Here is an 18,072-nt window from a genome sequence, read left to right as displayed (position 1 = left end):
CGGATCGTCTTACATTTGTTTGTTAAGAAGTTCAGCTAGCGCTTCTTTTGGTTGGAAGCCAACAGCTTTATCAACGACTTCTCCATCTTTCAGAACAAGTAAAGTCGGGATACTCATAACACCAAATTTACCAGCTGTTTCTTGGTTTTCATCAACGTCAACTTTAACGATTTTTGCTTTGTCGCCAAGGTCTCCATCTAACTCTTCAAGAACTGGTGCAATCATTTTACAAGGTCCACACCAAGGTGCCCAAAAATCAACGAGTACAACACCGTCTTTTGTTTCTTCAGTAAAGTTTTGATCAGTTGCATTTACAATTGCCATTTTTAAAAATCCCCTTTCCATTACAACGTACTTTAAGTATAACACTTCCATTTGAAGCAAGAAAATAATTTGCTCTACCATGTAGAGTGCCCACTGTTGATTTATGATAAACGATAAAGTTATAAAAGAAAAGCCACTTGCTCAAGCAAATGGCTTTCAAACTTAATTGGTCACTAATACATTACGTAATTCTTCTGTTAGTAGCGGTACAATCTCAAACAAGTCTCCAACGATCCCATAGTCAGCCACTTCAAAAATAGGTGCTTCCGGATCTTTATTAATGGCAACAATGACTTTTGAGTTTGACATGCCGGCCAAATGTTGAATCGCTCCAGATAGACCAATAGCAAAGTACAAATCAGGTGTTACCACTTTGCCTGTTTGCCCAATTTGCAGTGAATAATCACAGTATTCCGCATCACATGCACCTCGTGAAGCTCCAATTGCACCACCAAGGAGTTCAGCTAATTCTTCTAACGGTTTAAAGCCATCAGCACTTTTAACCCCTCGTCCTCCTGCTACAATGACATTTGCTTCAGATAGATCGACCCCACCTGTCGCTTTCTTAACAACTTCTTTCACAATGGTGCATAAGTCACGAATATCAACCGCTACTGTCTCCACATCACCTGTTTTCGTTTCATCTTTTTCCGGTGCCACAATATTGTTCGGACGGATTGTCACAATCATTTTCTCGCTTTGCGTTGTTCGTTTTTCAAATGCTTTACCGGAATATATCGGTCTTGTGAAGTGTAAGCCCTCAATGGCAACAACATCTGAGAATAAGGCAGCGTCCATTTTCACAGCCAATCGTGGTGATACGTCTTTCCCGATAGACGTATGACCAAGAACCACTGCGTCAGGGTTTTCTTTATCGAACACTTGTAAAAATGCTTGTTTAAACCCATCCGTTGTGTAATGCTTCAGTGCGTCATTCTCTACTCCGATTACGCGGTCTGCTCCATATGCAAACAACGTTTTCGCCAGATCGCTCACAGTATCGCCAGCTAAAACAGCTACGATTTCCCCTCCATCAGCAATTTGCTTTGCTGCTCCAATGGATTCAAACGATACATTTCTTAACTCACCATTTTTCGCCTCTGCAAGAACAAGTGTTTTTCTACTCATGATGAAGCCTCCTTTTATATCACTTTCGCTTCTGATCGTAATAATGAAACAAGTTCTTTTACTTGTTCGCTTGGTTCACCTTCTAATTTCTTACCAGCTTGTTTCTCAGGTGGTAAATACACTTCACTAACAGACGTTTTTGCTTCAACATCCTCTTCTTCCACCTCTAAATCATCAAGGTCAAGTGTTTCTAAAGGCTTCTTCTTCGCTTTCATAATCCCTGGCAAAGAAGGGTAGCGAGGCTCATTCAGGCCTTGCTGAGCCGTTACGAGCAAAGGCAGCTGTGCTTCTACTTTTTCTTCGTCTCCTTCCACATCACGAACAATAGATGCGGTTTGACCATCAATAGAAAGACTTGTAATCGTTGTCACTTGTGAAATATCTAATAGTTCTGCAAGTCTTGGACCAACTTGACCCGATCCACCATCAACAGCTACATTTCCAGCTAGTATAATATCAAAATCCTGCTCTTTGAAATACGCATGCAGCAACGATGCTGTTGTATAAGGGTCACTCTCTTCAACCTCTTCCCTGTCTAAGAGCACCGCTTTATCTGCCCCCATTGCTAGCGCAGTGCGAAGCTGTTTCTCCGCATCTTCTTCGCCAACGGTTACGACGGTTACCTCACCACCATGGACTTCTCGTAGAACGAGCGCTTCTTCTACAGCGTATTCATCGTATGGATTAATAATAAATTCTGCACCATCTTCTTGAACTTTTCCATTTGTTATTGAAATTTTTTCCTCTGTGTCAAACGTACGCTTTAAAATAACAAAAATATTCATCTATGAACCCTCCTCTATTAATTCCCTTTAAATACAGGCTTTCTCTTTTCTAAAAATGCTTGAACGCCTTCATGTCGATCTTCTTGTTTAAACACATCTCCAAAAGCGGCACGTTCTTTCTCTAATCCTACTTCTAGCTTGCTGTCGCTAAACTCCACTAATTCTAACGTTTTTTGAACGGTGAGAGGGCTTTTTCCTGCAATGACCGTTGCCATTGAACGCGCTGCTGAAAGAACGTCTTCTTCAGGTAAGACATGATTAATTAGCCCAACTAAATACCCTTCTTCTGCTGTCATTGGTTCACTTGTAAGCATCAGTTCTATTGCCTTAGCTTTTCCTATGAGTTTAGGCAATCGCTGTGTTCCACCAAACCCAGGTATGAGGCCAAGATTTAGTTCGGGTAATCCGAGCTTTGTTCCTTTTGCAGCCAGTCGTATATGACAAGCTAATGCAAGCTCTAAGCCACCACCTAACGCCGCACCATGAATAGCAGCAATAACTGGTTTAGGGGATTGCTCAATTTTCGTAAACGTTTCTTGTCCAATTTGACCTAGTTGTGCAAACTCCTGTTCATTTTTCACTTCTGTAAATTCTTTAATATCCGCACCAGCGGCGAAGAAGCGTCCTTCACCATGAAGAACCACTGCCTTAATCTCATTGTCTTTGTATACGTTTTCAAAAATCTCGTTTAACTCAGCCATTACGCCACGTGAAAGCGCATTGGCTGGTGGTCGAGTTAGTGTCACAATGGCTACACCTTCTTCAACCTGCCACATAACATGCTCCATTCTCTCTAACCCCTCTCCTTTTTACCGGTTAAGCCATGAAGTAACATTTCTTGTACCGTGTTTGTTTGGTTTGTTAACGAAAATTTTCCTTCGGACATGACCCAGTTTGAAACCACTTCATCAAGCGTTCCAAAAATCATTTGCCTCGCCAATAAAGGATCCAAATCGACATGAAACGTGCCACTTTTTTTCCCCTCTTGTACTATTTCGTCTATTAAGAGAAGATATCCTTTTAAAACTTGATTTATTCTTTGCCTCAATTCTACTTTAGACTGACGTAACTCTAATTGAGTAACAACAGCAAGGTGATAATCCCTCTCCAATTGAGCAAAATGAGACGAAATTAACACGTTTAATTTATCTTCAATGGTTTTCTCTTGTTTAATTTTCAGGTTGCTTGTTTCAACGAAAGAACCCATTTTTTCTTGAAATAAGGAGATTAATATATCTTCTTTGTTTTTAAAATATAAGTAAATGGTTCCATCTGCCACTCCAGCTTCTTTTGCAATCTTAGACACTTGAGCTTGATGAAACCCATGCTTCGCTATGACTAATACTGCTGCATCAATTATTTTATCGAATTTTTGACCTTTACGTTTACTCACTACAATCTCTCCTTACCACAATCATGAATGAGTATTCATTCATATTGATATTATAGTAAATGGGAGGATAATTGTCAAATAAGAAACTGGTTTCTTTGCCTGCATAGCAAAGAAACCTTTTGTTCTAAGCTTGCTTTTTTTCGTGGGCATCTCTCTTTGTTCGTTCTTCATCTAATAATACTCTTTTCAATATTTTACCTGTTAATGTAGCAGGCAATTCCTCTCTAAATTCATAGTACTTAGGAAGTTTAAAGGCAGCCATTCGTTTTGCGCAATAGCTCTTTAACTCTTCTTCCGTAACGGAAGAACCCTCTTTTAATACAACAAATGCTTTTACAGTTTCACCACGATATTCGTCTGGTACACCGATTACAGCAGCTTGCACAATTGCTTCGTGCTCATATAATACTTCTTCAATTTCACGAGGGTAAATATTATAGCCACTTGCAATAATTAATTCTTTTTTCCGATCCACTATATAGACGTAGCCTTCCTCATCCATTCGGCCCATGTCACCACTTTTAAACCAGTCACCATGAAACGTTTGACTCGTATCTTCAGGACGGTTCCAATAGCCTGACATCACTTGGGGACCTTTTATAAACACTTCCCCAATTTCTCCTATTTCTGCAGGTCCGTCACGTTCTAATGAGAAAATCATCACATCTGTATCTGGCCAAGGAATGCCTACACTTCCTGGCTTCCGCTTATCCCATATAGGATTGGCACATGCCACTGGAGAAGTTTCCGTTAAACCGTATCCTTCTACAATTCGACCATTTGTCAACTTTTCAAACTTCTGCTGAACTTCTAATGGAAGAGCAGCCGCGCCACTAATACATGCATTAACAGACGTTAAATCATATTCAGTAATATCTTCTTGCTTACAGAGCGCAATATACATCGTTGGTGCACCTGGAAATAGCGTTATTTTCTGCTTTTCAATTGTTTTTAGTACGTCTTTCGGGTTAAACCGTGGCAAAAGAACCATTGTTTGTGCCTTCAATACGGCGACATTCATAACGGTTGTCATACCATACACGTGAAAAAATGGCATCACACCGAGTACACGTTCTTTCGCGGGTTTAGCTTTATAGAGCCATGCATCACACTGTTGAGCATTCACAACAAGATTATAATGGGTGAGGATAACGCCTTTCGCTAGTCCGGTAGTTCCCCCAGTATATTGCAATAAAGCAACATCTGTGCTAGTGACTTCAACATCCGGCTGCTGAAGACTTCCCTCTTTAACGAGTTTCGTAAACCGTAATATCCGATCTGAGTATTCCACTTTCACTTTAGGAATACCTTGCTTTTTCTGTACAAGTGGAAAAAGCATGCCTTTTGGAAATGGTAAGTAATCGGGAATACTTGTAACGATAATCAGTTCAAGTGGTGTTTGCTCCATTACCTTTTGTACTCGAGGTAAGACTGAGTCCAGACAAACAATTAGTTTCGCTCCTGAATCAGATAACTGATGCTGGAGTTCTCGTTCCACATACAGAGGGTTTGTTTGAACAACAATTCCACCTGTCATTAAAATGCCGTAATAACTGATGATTGACTGTGGAGAGTTTGGCAACATAATTGCTACTCGGTCCCCTTTTTTCACCCCCAATTTAATCAGCTGATTTGCAAAAGAAACGGCTTGATTATGCAAATCCTCATAAGTGATTGATTTTCCTAAAAAATGAACAGCCTCGTGTTCAGGATACGCCTTGGCAGATTCAGTGAAAAAATGTTGCAACGGAAGCTCATCATAATGCATGGATCCCTCTACAGTTTTCGGATAGTGCTTCGTCCATCTTTTTTCAACGATCTCCATCGTTCCCCTCCTCATTCAGGCTCCTCACAATAGAAATGTATTCTCCTCATTTCCATTGTATTGTAATCGCTTACAGTTTCCAATTGTTTTTTCTTATTTTTTCAAAAAAATATGTGTTCTAAAAGAATTTCACTCTAGAAATCAGCCTTTACCCTAGCTCCGCTTGTCCATTAAAAAAGAAACGAACAATGTCCGTTTCTTTACGCTTTTGAGCACGTTACGCATATATGAACAAAAATAGAATTCCTGCTAGCGCAAAAATAGCACAGCAAATATACAATATGCGAATTAACAGTTTCATGGTTTTCCCCTACCCTTTTATTCCTGCTGAAATAACGAAAGACAATCCAATTGACAGAAGGAGAGATACTAGACCAACCGCTCGATTATCATTGCCTATTTCTTCGTCTACATTAAAACCCGGTGTTAAAAATTCAAAAATAAAATAGCTAAATAATAGAAGTACAAAGCCAAAGCTCCCCCACATGAGCATCATAAGCAACGATTCAGATTGATGAATGACGTTGGCAAATATATTCGCCACGCCAAACATCTTCCCACCAGTAGCCATTGCTACAGCGACGTTGCCTTGCTTAATTTCTTCCCAGTTATTGTACTTTGTGACTGTTTCAAAAATGGCCAGAAAAACAATGAGCATTAATATCGTTACACTATAATTTGCGATTGTTTGAATCCATTCGTTTGATAATAAGCGCTCCATCTCTATAGCCTCCTATTTCAATTCCACAACCGTATTGCCAAGTCCACCTTCATTCATTCCACCATCACGAGAAGATTTAATTCGTGGATGACTAGCAACAAATTGTTTTACACCTTTTCTTAGTGCCCCAGTGCCTTTTCCATGTATGATGGAGACTTGGTGGTAACCAGCAAGAAGCGCATCATCAATATATTTTTCAATTCGATTCATCGCATCATCATAGCGGACACCACGTAGGTCTAGCTCCGCCTTTACATGAGCATCATTCCCACGAATGGTTGTAATTGCTTTTTGAGGCTCTAAAGACTTTGCTTGTTCCAGCACTTGTATATCATCAATGGCAACGGTCATTTTCATAATACCAAGTTGAACTTGAAATTCCTTGTCCGTAACCTTTTTTACAACAGTACCTTTTTGATTAAAGCTGATGACTTTTACCTCATCGCCAGCTTTTGGAATACGTTTCGCTTTTTCCGCCGTTTTCTTCACTTGTTTTTGCTTTTTATTGAGCTTTGGCACAGCTTGATCCAACTGTTTTCGTGCATCAATAAGCTGGTGTTCCTTAACTTGATAGCCGGCTTTTTGCAAATCTCTTAGCTCAGAGATGATCACTTCAGCTTCTTCTTTCGCATCAGCCACTGCTTTTGCTGCTTTTGCCTCTGCTTCTTCCATTATTTTTTCTTTCATTCGTTCAAATTCGTCGAGTTTTGCTTCTAATTCAGTTCGAAGCTTGTCTGCTTCAAGCCGTACTTGTTGTGCTTGACTCCATTCTTGTTCAGTCGATTTACGACTATCTTCTAAAGAAGAAATCATATTTTCCACTTGTGTCGAATTGCTATCAATCTGTAGTTTCGCGTCCGCAATAATGTCTTCTGCAAGGCCTAAACGTCTCGAAATCGCAAAGGCGTTGCTTCGTCCAGGTACACCAACGAGCAATCGGTAAGTCGGTCGAAGGGTTTCTACATCAAATTCAACGCTAGCGTTAATCGCACCATCCCGGTTAAACGCGTACCCTTTTAATTCACTATAATGCGTTGTTGCTGCTGCCAAAGCTCCTTTCTTGTAAACAAAATCAAGAATGGCAATGGCAAGTGCTGCGCCTTCCGTTGGATCGGTTCCTGCTCCTAACTCATCAAAAAGCACAAGACTATTTGCATTCATTTTCTCTAAAATCGAAACAATGTTCTTCATATGAGATGAAAAGGTACTTAAGCTTTGCTCAATAGACTGCTCATCCCCAATATCTGCAAATACATGCTCGAATACAGCTAATTCTGTTTTTTCATCAGCAGGCACATGGAGTCCTGATTGAGCCATCACCGTTAGCAGACCAATTGTTTTAAGGGTAACCGTTTTACCACCTGTATTCGGTCCTGTTATAACGAGAGAACGAACTTGATTTCCCATAGCGATATCACTTGGAACAACGTCTTCACTTGGCAATAAAGGGTGTCTCGCTTGTTTTAAATCAATGACCCCTTGATTGTTTAAAATGGGTTTTACCCCTTTAATCGACTTTGCATAGTAGCCTTTCGCCGAAATAAAATCCATATCCGCTAATGTCTCTACATTGACTAGTAATTGTGCTTCTTCTTCAGCTACTTTTGATGACAGTTCCGTCAAAATACGTTCGATCTCTCTTCTTTCTTTCGCTTTCGCTTCTGTTAACTGATTATTTAACATGACGATTGATGCAGGTTCAATAAACAGCGTCGCTCCCGATGAAGATTGATCATGAACAATTCCGCCAAAACTTCCTCGATATTCTTGCTTAACCGGAACAACATAGCGGTCGCTACGAATCGTTACAATAGCGTCAGATAACATTTTTCTCGTAGTGCTTCCTCTAGTGAGGGATTCGAGTTTAGACTTAATTGTCGATTCATAACTACGCATTTGATGACGAATCGTACGTAATGCTTGACTCGCTTGATCTAAAACAGTCCCATAATCGTCAATACAGCTTTTGATCTCCCTTTCAAGTGGTGACAATGGTTCGAGGACTTGTATTCGTTCTTGCAACAACGGAATACCAATATTCCCCTCATCAATAATCTCTTCAAAAAAATACTTAAGTTGTTTACTTCCGTAAAGAGTTGAAGCAATTTCTGTGAGTTCACTTGCAGAAAGTACCCCTCCAATTGCTGCTCGCTTTACATGGGCTTTTATATCACTAATTCCACCTAATGGAACATGGCCTTTTAGGCGAATAATATTACTTATTTCAGCCGTTTCGTTTTGTACTAATTGTACGTCCTCTAAATCGATCAAAGGCTTCAATGCTTGTACACGCTGTTTTCCTAAGCTTGATGCCACAAACCCAATCAACTGCGCTTTCATTTTATCGTATTCTAACACTCGGAGTACGTGCTCCATTAGTAAAGCCTCCTGTCCTGCTTGTTCGTATTTAACCATGCAGTCAATTTTTCCGTTGACCATGTATTCATAATTGTATCATGAGGTACTTTCGCTTTTGTTGCTTGTCCATACCCATAAACAACATCATCTAGCATCTCTATCCGATGAGCATCGGAATTGATTGCAAGAGGTGCCCCAACTTCAACCGCCCGCTTTAGCCACATTAATTCTAAGTCGAGACGGTTTGGATTCGCATTTAGTTCCAAGACAGTGCCTGTCTCTTTTGCCCATTGAATAAGCTGTTCCACATCTACTTGATAACCTGCCCGCTTTCCGATTAAACGTCCGGTAGGATGCGCAATCATGTCGACGTGAGGATTAAACATCGCTTGCTTCAATCGTTTCATAATAGCGGATTTACTCTGTGAAAAAGAAGAGTGAATAGACGCAATGACAAAATCAATAGATGCTAGCACGTCATCTTCATAGTCGAGACTGCCATCTGGCAAAATGTCCATCTCAATCCCAGTAAAAATTAAAAAATCCGTATGGCGTTCATTCCAATCCCGAATCGCTTGATGCTGTGCTTTTAACCGTTCAACTGAAAGTCCATTTGCCACTTTTAAATAGTGTGAATGATCCGTAATGGCAATATGACGGTAGCCCTTTTCTTTTGCAGCTTCGACCATTTCTTCAATTGACTGAGCTCCATCACTCCATGTCGTATGCATGTGTAGGTCGGACTGCACTACATAGGGCTTATATGGTTTTTCAATTGGATATCTATCAACCTCTGTACCATCTTCTCGTGCTTCAGGAGGAATATAGGCAGTATGAAAATGGTGAAAAAAAGCAGTCTCGTTAGGAAATGTGAGGATTTCGCCGGTTTCAAGTACCTCTACACCATACTCATTTATTTTTTCACCTTGTTGTTTGGCTAACTGCCTCATCCGAACATTATGGTCTTTAGAGCCTGTAAAGTGGTGCAAAGCAGTGGCGAAAGCCTCATCTGTCACAATGCGGAAATCGACAGACACAGTATGAGGGTTTCCTTTTATGTTCAACGAAACTTTTGTATCACCTTTTGAAATAATATCGGTTCGATCCTGTAAATCAAGAAGGCGCTGTTTCACTTCAGCCGGTTGATCGGTGGCAATAATGTAATCTAAATCTTTTACGGTTTCACTTAACCGTCTTAAACTCCCTGCTCTTGAAAAACGGATGACTTCTGACCATTCGCTTAATTGACTTTCTACCTTTTTCGCTATAGGCAAAACAGCCGCTAGGGGAAATCTGTCAGGTCGTTCATTCCACGACTCAATCGCTTGAATCATTTTCTCTTCAGATTTAGCTCCAAACCCTTCAAGTGATTGAATTGTCTTCGATTTAGCTGCTTCTAGCAACCCCTCTTTACTTTCAATCCCTAACTCTCGATACAAGCGCCCTACTTTTTTGCCACCTAAACCTGGTATTTCGATAAGTTCTATTAAGCTGGCAGGTAGACTTTCTTGTAGCTCGCGCAACACTGTTGACTGCCCTGTGTCCTTTAACTCTAAAATAACTTCTGAAGTAGCTTTCCCAATTCCAGCAAGTTGCTGTGGTTTATCAATCTCTTGCAAAGGTCGTTCATCCTTCTCCAAAGCTTGTGCCGCTTTTCGATAGGCAGAAATTTTGAATGTATTTTCCCCTTTAATTTCTAAATAACGTGCAATTTCTTCAATGGTTTGAATGACTTGTTTTTTATCCAACTTCTAACACTCCTTTACAAAAAAAAGCTCGCTATGCGCGAGCAATCATTAAAATGAAGGTCTTACCCATAATTCACTTAACCAGTCTGATAAATAAGGTGTATGATTAATCATTAGATCGGCCAAAACGGATGATTGAAGCGCCTCTTGAACGCTCCCTACTGGGATAACGGTTGCGACGAATAACAAAACAAATAGGAGCAAATAAATCTCTAGAAAACCTAATACGCCTCCTAAAAGTCTGTTTACCGTTTTTAATATCGGCAAATGAGAAACAAAATCTAACATCGATCCGATAATATGCAGAATAATTTTTGTCACAAAAAAGAGAATCGCAAACGCGATGGCTGAATAATACACGCTTTCTGCATCGAACGATTGAATAATCATGCCAATGGCGCCATCACCAGAAAAATCCGGATACGGAATGTATAGTCGTATCGTATTTGCTAATGGCTCATAATACCGCCATGCAATAAAGATTGCTACAAAAAAGCTTACTAAATGAATGAGTTGCAAAATAAACCCTCGGCGTCTTCCAATAAAGAAACCAAAGAGCAATAATACAAGGATGATTAAACTGAGCATCTTACTCTCCTTCAATGTCTCGTTTTAATTTTAAATAGTCATCCGCAATATTTAATGCAGTGAGTACGGACAATTTCGTTGTATCTAAATATGGATTTCTTTTTTTTAGTTCGTCCATTTTATCGTCTATATATTTGGCAACCGTTTTGACATGGGCAGCATGTTCTTCACTTACCACATTGTACGTTTGACCTTGAATACGGACTGTCGTCCTCGTTTTATTATCGTCATTTTCCACGAGAGAACCTCCATACCGTTAAGGCATTAGTTGAAACTAATCTTCATCATACCATGTTAGACTTAAATTGGAAACTGCTAAATAGCTGACTCCCAACGCTGGCGCAGTTTTTCCATTCTTTCACATAAATTCCCCTTTAAGTAGATGCGCTGTTCCTTTTCTTTGTCCAGTACAAGAGAATTTTTACACATGCAATAGTGTCAAATCAAAAAAGAGCTTTTCCATTTATCACTAAAAGTGACTTATTGGAAAAGCTCATCATTTAAGCAAACAAGGGGGGATTTTTCTTACGAACGTAATGTCGCTTGATACGTAGCTGTTAAAGCTTGCAACACTTGTTCATGCTGCTCTTGCACTTCTTCATCAGTTAACGTGCGTTCGTTATGACGATACGTTAACGAGAAAGCAACTGACTTTTTACCGTCTTCTAAATGCTCACCTTCATATAAATCAAATAGGTTAACTTGCTTAAGTAAACTACCACCTGCTTCTTCAATAACGGTTGTTAGGTCGGCAACAGGGATGTGCTGATCTACTACAAGAGCAATGTCCCGTCCAATTGATGGAAATTTAGGTACACCTTGGTACAGAACCATTTGATTAGCCTGGTTGAAAAGCGGCTCTATTGTTAATTCAAACGCATATGATTCATCAAGGTGCCATTCATCCTCAAGAGCAGGGTGTACTTGTCCTATTATTCCAATTGGCTCACCCTTTAACAGGATCGTTGCGGTACGACCAGGATGAAAATCCGCTTGTTCTGTTTGCTTGAAAGTCACGTCTGCTGTTAAACCAAGTGAAGCAAATAGTTGCTCAACCATGCCTTTCAACAAGAAGAAATCACTTTGTTTTTTCTCGCCTTGCCACATGTGATTTAAATAGGTACCACTAATAAGACCTGCAACGCGTTCTTCTTCTCGAGGTAATACCGTTAATCTTTCTTCCGTTGTTAAAAAGACGGAACCTAGTTCATAAATAAATAGGTCTTGATTACGATGATTACGGTTATGGGCGGCGATATCATATAAATGTGGCAACAAACTCGTCCGCATAACACTGCGTTCTTCACTCATCGGCTTGTCAATTCGTATCGGTCGATAGACATCCTCTACAAAACGTGTTGCTTTTGCAGGACTTGTTAAAGAGTAGCTGATGACATCTGCCAATCCAGCTGCGCTTAGAACACTACGAATTTGAGAGCGAACAAGCTGTTTTGGTGACCGTTTCCCTTGGGTTGTTGTACCAATGGGTAAAGTAGAAGGAATGTTATCATACCCGTGTATGCGAGCGACTTCTTCATAGAGGTCTTGTTTTATCACAAGATCCTTTCGACGCTCAGGGATGGTGACAACGAGATCATGGTCTACTTTTTCACATGGAAGCTGTAAGCGTCCCATGATGTTAGCCACCTCTGATATAGTTAAACCCGTTCCTAAACGATGATTCATTTGCTCCAAGTTAAGAGAGATCGTTGTTTCTTTTTTCACACGATGATCAACGGTTACATCACCATTTAACACTTGACCGCCAGCTAAGTCTTGAATCAAGTATGCAGCTCTTCTCGCTGCTTCTCCAATCCTGCTCTCATTGACTCCCTTTTCAAATCGAGCACTTGCATCGCTTCTAAGATTCATTAATTTAGATGACTTCCGAACAAGTGCAGGCGCAAATGATGCCGCTTCAAGAACAATCGTAGTTGTAGAATCTGTCACTTCTGAATCCAATCCACCCATTACCCCTGCTAGAGCAACAGGCTCTTTACCATTCGTAATAACGAGTTGCTCTTCGCTTAATGTCCGCTCAATTCCATCTAATGTAGTGAATGATTCGTCGTTGTACGCGCGTCGAACATGAATTTCTCCTGTTCCAAGAGCATGAAAGTCGAAAGCATGTAATGGTTGACCATATTCAAGTAATACATAGTTTGTCACGTCAACAACATTGCTTATCGGACGAATTCCTGCTGCCATTAGTCGATTTTGCAACCAAGCAGGGGAAGGTCCAACTTGAACATTTTTTATGACTAATGCTTGATAAAATGGTGTATCTTGAGCATGATCGACTTGAACGCTTATATGTTCTTCAGCCATTTCCTTAATTTCTCTCACTTTTGCTTTTGGCAATTTAACAGGACGATCATACAAAGCCGCTAATTCATAGGCGACACCAATCATATGCATACAGTCTGAGCGATTTGCTGTAAGGTCTAGTTCGAGCACTCGGTCATTCAATGCCATAATGGTAAGCACATCATCTCCAGGGTTTACTGCTGCATCTTCAGAAAAAACATAAATCCCTTCTGCATAGCGCTTTGGAACAAGCTTCCCCTCAATTCCAAGTTCTTGTAAAGAGCAAATCATTCCTTGAGAAAGTTGCCCTCGTAATTTTGCCTTTTTGATCTTTACATTACCAGGTAAGCGTGCTCCAACTTTCGCAACAGCTACATATTGACCAGCATCAACGTTTGGGGCCCCGCACACAATTTGAACCGGTTCTTCTTCACCAATATCTACTTGACAGACATTTAACTTATCTGCGTCTGGATGTTGCTCTATTGCTTTTACATAACCAACAACGATGTTGGTTGCGCCATTGTTTCGATTATGAATAAAATCAATTTCGATTCCACTCCGCGTCATCTTCTCCGCAATTTCTTCTGGCGTAATATCGTCTATTTCAATGTAGTGTTGTAACCATTCGTATGAAACTAACATTTATTTTTTCTCCCCTCACTTTGTATGAAACTGTTGTAGGAACCGGTGATCATTTGTATAAAACTGACGAATATCATCAATGTCATACTTTAACATTGCTAAGCGCTCAACACCCATTCCAAAAGCAAATCCACTGTATTCATTTGGATCAAACCCACTCATCTCAAGTACACGCGGATGAACCATCCCTGCGCCTAATACTTCAATCCACCCAGATTGCTTACACACTCGACAGCCCTGTCCTTTACAAATCCCGCAAGACACATCAATTTCCACTGACGGCTCTGTAAAAGGGAAAAAGCTTGGTCGTAAACGAATATCGCGGTCTTGTCCAAAAAATTGTTTAGCAAAGAGTTCAAGTACACCTTTTAAATCACTCATACGAACGTCTTTATCTACATAAAGCCCTTCAGCTTGCATAAATTGATGAGAGTGTGTGGCGTCATCATCATCACGTCTAAAAACTTTCCCTGGTGCAATTACTTTAACTGGCCCTTTCCCTTTATGGGCTTCGATTGTTCGTGCTTGTACGGGAGATGTCTGCGTTCGAAGTAGTGTGTCCTCTGTTATATAGAAAGAGTCTTGCATGTCACGAGCAGGATGATCTTTCGGTAAGTTTAATGCTTCAAAATTGTAATAGTCCGTTTCAATCTCAGGACCTTCACCAACTGAAAAGCCCATTCCCAAAAAGATTTCTTCAATTTCGCGAACGACTTGATTTAGTGGATGCGTTGTTCCTTGTTTCGGTTTGCGTCCAGGCAGCGTCACGTCAATTGTCTCTGCTTTTAACTTCTGTTCAAGAGCAGATGCAGCCATTACCTCCATTTTTTCATCAATAGCTGCTTTAATATCGTCACGAACGACATTAGCCAGTGCGCCAATAACTGGACGCTCTTCAGCAGATAGCTTACCCATCCCACGTAACACTTCCGTAATTGGACCTTTTTTTCCTAAATAAGCGACGCGTACGTCTTGTAATTCTTTCTCTGATTGAGCTGCTGTTACTTTAGCTAGCGCTTCTTGCTTTAATCCTTCTAATTGTTCTCGCATCTTATAGCCTCCCTTAGCATTCAAGAAAACAACAAAAAGAGCCTCCATCCCCTGGAAAGGGACGAAAGCTCGCGGTACCACCCTTAGTTCACATACGTAAAAACGTTGACTTCATTCACTATAACGGCTCTTAACCGGTATCCTCTTTTAAGAGGACAGCTCCAGAGTGAATTCAGCCCTGCCGTTCCTTAAAGTTGCTTCCAGTCTAGACAACTTCTCCCTATAAGGTGGTCATGAACGTACTACTCTCTATCATTGCTTTTATTATTATTTTATTGTCTTCTATTATAATCAACTTATCTTTAATGTGCAAGGCTACCCTTGTAAAGAAAAAAGCAAAATGCCTGTTGCAATTCCTACGTTAAGTGACTCCGAATCATGATTGATTGGAATATAGACGTTTTCGGTGGTTTGAGCAAGTAAAGAGGGCTGTACGCCTTCTCCTTCATTCCCTACAAGTAGTGCAAAAGCTGGATAGGTTTGACCTCTGTTTATTGGAGAAGCGTTTGTTAAAGCGGTGCCTATGACAGGTACAGCTTCCTCCTTAAACATTTCTACCCATTGATGAAGATCACCTGTGTAAATGGGCAAGTGAAACAAAGCACCTTGGGTCGAGCGAATGACTTTATCGTTATATAAATCCACTGTTCCTTTTCCTAGAATGACGCCTGACGCATGTAGGGCAAGTGCCGTACGTATAATCGTACCAACATTTCCTGGATCTTGAACGCCATCAAGCAATACGTATATTCCGTCTAAAGACGTCGGTTGCTTCATTATTCTTTTTTGGCAAACAGCGATGATACCTGGCGGTGTTTCGGTCATTGATAATTCGGCCATAACCGCTTGTGTAACATAGTAAATTGAACCAGAGAAATTCGCCACATACTCTTTGCGAGTTGTAATAATTGTCTCAATCACAACAGATGCGGCAAGTGCCTCGTCAACTAAATGATCACCTTCTATAAGGAAGGAACCAGTCTGCTCTCTCCCTTTTTTCGTGTGTAACTTTTTCCATGCTTTTACCCGTTCATTTTTCGTTGATTCAATTGTCTTCAACTGTCTAGCCTCTCTTTTTTACTGTTCTTCCTAAAAGAATAGCTTGTTTTATACATAATTTCTACCCTTTTAAAGCCATACTATAGAGGATTCATTTAACCTAGGGGGTAATCGCATGGGATTTAACTTACGTGGTGCTATTATGTCTAATATTCAAGGATCAAGTCAAGAAGACGTTGAAGCAACGATTTTAGACGCTATACAAAGCGGAGAAGAAAAGATGCTTCCTGGTCTCGGCGTTCTCTTTGAAGTGTACTGGCAGCAAGCAGATGAATCAACAAAAGATCAACTTTGCGCTGATATTAGCAAAGGCTTAAACTAAAAAAAGCGAGCGATTCCGCTCGCTTTTTTTGTGTATAAGACTACTTGTCTTTTTCACGACATAGACATAAAGCATGTCTATTTTATTGAGGTGTACCTTTTGTTATTTCGATGGTTCTTTTCCATACTTGCAATTCTATTATTGTGCTACGGTATATCGTTTATGTTTCACCACCCGATGGAAACATATGGGTTCCGCGGATTTCGCTTTTTCTTATTTATTCTCCATCTTTGCATCTTCTTATATGGCATTGATTTAATTCGTAATCATCCCAAGTGACGTTACTGGATATAAACAACATTAATTAGAATAAATAACACAACAACGCTTAACCCGATTAGAACCCACGGCGCCAATTTCCACTTTCCCTTTTCTCCTTTTCCAAGGGAAGCCAAACTAAAGCCAACACTTGCAAATAAGACGAGTAAGGCAATGGAGCCGAGGGCATTGGTTACCCATGAAGGAAAAGCTGTCGCAAATCCGGTTAGCAGAAACACTGCAAATACGCCTAGCATCATTGAAGAAATGACCGTTAACACAAAAGACCACTTTCCGTATCGATTCATTTGCTAACCCCTTTTACTTATGAACCAAACGTTAACTGTTTTACTGTGTCTGCGTCTAATTTTTTTATCACTTCCACTAACAGCTTCACTGTGTTTTCATAGTCATCTCGATGTAAAATACCTGCATGAGTGTGGATGTATCGCGTCGCAACCGTAATAGACAGTGCTGGTACACCATTCGCTGTTAAGTGAATCGAGCCAGAATCGGTACCTCCACCCGCGATGGAATCATATTGATACGGTATTTGATTTTCATCTGCTGTTTGTATAACAATATCTCGAAGGTCTTTATGAGGAATCATCGATGCATCAAACAAAATAATTTGTGGACCTTTACCTAGGGTACCTTCGCCTTTCGTTCCAGGTGTATCAGCTCCTATCCCTACATCAACACCAAATCCAATATCAGGTTGAACAGCATGAGCGCTTGTCTTTGCTCCTCGTAATCCTACCTCCTCTTGAACAGTACCCACACCATAAACAACATTAGGGTGCTCTTGACCTTGTAACTGCTTTAAGACGTCAATCGCGATTGCGCAGCCGATGCGGTTATCCCAAGCCTTTGCCATTAATAGCTTTTCGTTTTTCATTACAGTAAATTCGCAAACAGGTACAACAGCATCTCCAGGCATAATTCCAAATTCAGCTGCTTCTTCTTTGGAGCTTGCCCCAACGTCTATAAACATGTCTTTTATATCAACAGGTTTTTTTCGAGCCTCTGGTGACAAAACATGAGGTGGTTTAGAGCCAATGACACCTGCAACATTTCCTTTTTTCGTCATAATGGTCACTCGTTGCGCAAGCATAACTTGCCCCCACCAGCCACCAATCGTTTGAAAACGGAGGAAACCTTTATCGTCAATTGTCGTCACCATAAAGCCAATTTCATCTAAATGGCCAGCAATCATAATTTTTGGACCTGCTTCATTGCCCACTTTCTTCGCAATCAAACTTCCTATGTGATCTGTTTCGATTGAATCCGCATATGGAGAGATGTATGATTTCATTACATCCCTAGCTTCTTTCTCAAAGCCAGAAATTCCGTTAGCATCTGTTAAATCTTTTAGCATTTGTAATTGTTGATCCAAATTAAGCACTCCCTCTTTGCGCAATACCGTTAGTATAACGAAATTTCTTTTTTTCAACAAACGTTTAGTAGACAAGTTGTTCGGGAAACTTTATAACTAATTATTGAAACCTTCCTTTTCCATCTTACGTAGTATGACTAGTAAGGGATCTATTTTGAAAGGAGC

The 18,072-nt window shown here is 40.3% G+C and carries 17 protein-coding genes and 1 other annotated feature; of the genes, 1 reads left to right on the top strand and 16 read right to left on the bottom strand.

Features of this window, described 5'->3' with window-relative positions; translation table 11 throughout:
- Window positions 1–9: 9 nt before the first annotated feature.
- From trxA to BK583_RS06875, 14 genes are all read right to left on the bottom strand, one after another.
- Complete coding sequence (gene trxA / locus BK583_RS06940) at window positions 10–324, bottom strand: thioredoxin (protein ID WP_035397723.1); 315 nt, start codon at window positions 322–324, stop codon at window positions 10–12.
- A 162-nt stretch (window positions 325–486) separates the two neighbouring features.
- The gene (locus BK583_RS06935) at window positions 487–1,452 is read right to left on the bottom strand and encodes an electron transfer flavoprotein subunit alpha/FixB family protein (RefSeq protein WP_055736253.1); all 966 of its coding nucleotides are present in this window, start codon (window positions 1,450–1,452) and stop codon (window positions 487–489) included.
- A gap of 14 nt (window positions 1,453–1,466) precedes the next feature.
- Complete coding sequence (locus BK583_RS06930; protein ID WP_055736252.1) at window positions 1,467–2,237, bottom strand: electron transfer flavoprotein subunit beta/FixA family protein; 771 nt, start codon at window positions 2,235–2,237, stop codon at window positions 1,467–1,469.
- A 17-nt stretch (window positions 2,238–2,254) separates the two neighbouring features.
- Entirely contained in the window at window positions 2,255–3,025 is a 771-nt protein-coding gene (locus BK583_RS06925) for an enoyl-CoA hydratase (protein WP_055736251.1), read from the bottom strand.
- Window positions 3,026–3,030: 5 nt separating this feature from the next.
- On the bottom strand, window positions 3,031–3,630 hold the full coding sequence (gene fadR / locus BK583_RS06920) for a fatty acid metabolism transcriptional regulator FadR (RefSeq protein ID WP_038481756.1): 600 nt from the start codon (window positions 3,628–3,630) through the stop codon (window positions 3,031–3,033).
- Between the two features lie 124 nt (window positions 3,631–3,754).
- Entirely contained in the window at window positions 3,755–5,455 is a 1,701-nt protein-coding gene (locus tag BK583_RS06915) for a long-chain-fatty-acid--CoA ligase (protein WP_055736250.1), read from the bottom strand.
- A 310-nt stretch (window positions 5,456–5,765) separates the two neighbouring features.
- Window positions 5,766–6,176, bottom strand: a complete 411-nt coding sequence (locus tag BK583_RS06910; protein ID WP_038481759.1) for a DUF350 domain-containing protein — start codon at window positions 6,174–6,176, stop codon at window positions 5,766–5,768.
- Between the two features lie 12 nt (window positions 6,177–6,188).
- Window positions 6,189–8,552 (bottom strand): endonuclease MutS2, encoded by a 2,364-nt coding sequence (locus BK583_RS06905; protein ID WP_055736249.1) that lies wholly within the window; start codon window positions 8,550–8,552, stop codon window positions 6,189–6,191.
- Window positions 8,552–10,282, bottom strand: a complete 1,731-nt coding sequence (gene polX, locus BK583_RS06900; RefSeq protein WP_055736248.1) for a DNA polymerase/3'-5' exonuclease PolX — start codon at window positions 10,280–10,282, stop codon at window positions 8,552–8,554. The genes BK583_RS06905 and polX overlap by 1 nt, the downstream gene beginning before the upstream one ends.
- Window positions 10,283–10,330: 48 nt before the next feature.
- The gene (locus tag BK583_RS06895) at window positions 10,331–10,870 is read right to left on the bottom strand and encodes a CvpA family protein (protein ID WP_055736247.1); all 540 of its coding nucleotides are present in this window, start codon (window positions 10,868–10,870) and stop codon (window positions 10,331–10,333) included.
- A gap of 1 nt (window position 10,871) precedes the next feature.
- A complete protein-coding gene (zapA, locus tag BK583_RS06890; protein WP_038481773.1) occupies window positions 10,872–11,108 on the bottom strand; it encodes a cell division protein ZapA in 237 nt (78 codons plus the stop codon).
- Between the two features lie 287 nt (window positions 11,109–11,395).
- Window positions 11,396–13,822 carry a phenylalanine--tRNA ligase subunit beta gene (gene pheT, locus BK583_RS06885; protein ID WP_055736246.1) on the bottom strand — a complete coding sequence of 809 codons (2,427 nt, stop codon included), beginning with the start codon at window positions 13,820–13,822 and terminating at the stop codon, window positions 11,396–11,398.
- Window positions 13,823–13,837: 15 nt separating this feature from the next.
- Complete coding sequence (gene pheS / locus BK583_RS06880; protein WP_055736245.1) at window positions 13,838–14,872, bottom strand: phenylalanine--tRNA ligase subunit alpha; 1,035 nt, start codon at window positions 14,870–14,872, stop codon at window positions 13,838–13,840.
- A 54-nt stretch (window positions 14,873–14,926) separates the two neighbouring features.
- Window positions 14,927–15,137 (bottom strand) — a binding site (T-box leader).
- A gap of 50 nt (window positions 15,138–15,187) precedes the next feature.
- On the bottom strand, window positions 15,188–15,931 hold the full coding sequence (locus BK583_RS06875; protein ID WP_055736244.1) for a TrmH family RNA methyltransferase: 744 nt from the start codon (window positions 15,929–15,931) through the stop codon (window positions 15,188–15,190).
- A 115-nt stretch (window positions 15,932–16,046) separates the two neighbouring features.
- Here BK583_RS06875 and sspI point away from each other — a divergent pair, with 115 nt between their 5' ends.
- Entirely contained in the window at window positions 16,047–16,253 is a 207-nt protein-coding gene (gene sspI / locus BK583_RS06870) for a small acid-soluble spore protein SspI (RefSeq protein ID WP_035397702.1), read from the top strand.
- 281 nt (window positions 16,254–16,534) lie between these two features.
- Here the strand turns inward: sspI and BK583_RS06865 are convergent, their stop codons facing one another.
- On the bottom strand, window positions 16,535–16,819 hold the full coding sequence (locus tag BK583_RS06865) for a hypothetical protein (RefSeq protein ID WP_038481785.1): 285 nt from the start codon (window positions 16,817–16,819) through the stop codon (window positions 16,535–16,537).
- Window positions 16,820–16,836: 17 nt separating this feature from the next.
- The gene (locus BK583_RS06860) at window positions 16,837–17,907 is read right to left on the bottom strand and encodes a M42 family metallopeptidase (RefSeq protein ID WP_496196930.1); all 1,071 of its coding nucleotides are present in this window, start codon (window positions 17,905–17,907) and stop codon (window positions 16,837–16,839) included.
- Between the last annotated feature and the right edge of the window lie 165 nt (window positions 17,908–18,072).

It is taken from the genome of Shouchella oshimensis (assembly GCF_002019765.1).
Lineage (GTDB): Bacteria > Bacillota > Bacilli > Bacillales > Bacillaceae_D > Shouchella > Shouchella oshimensis.
The sequence above is the reverse complement of the archived record's forward strand: the minus strand, read 5'-3'. Positions and strand labels throughout refer to the sequence as shown.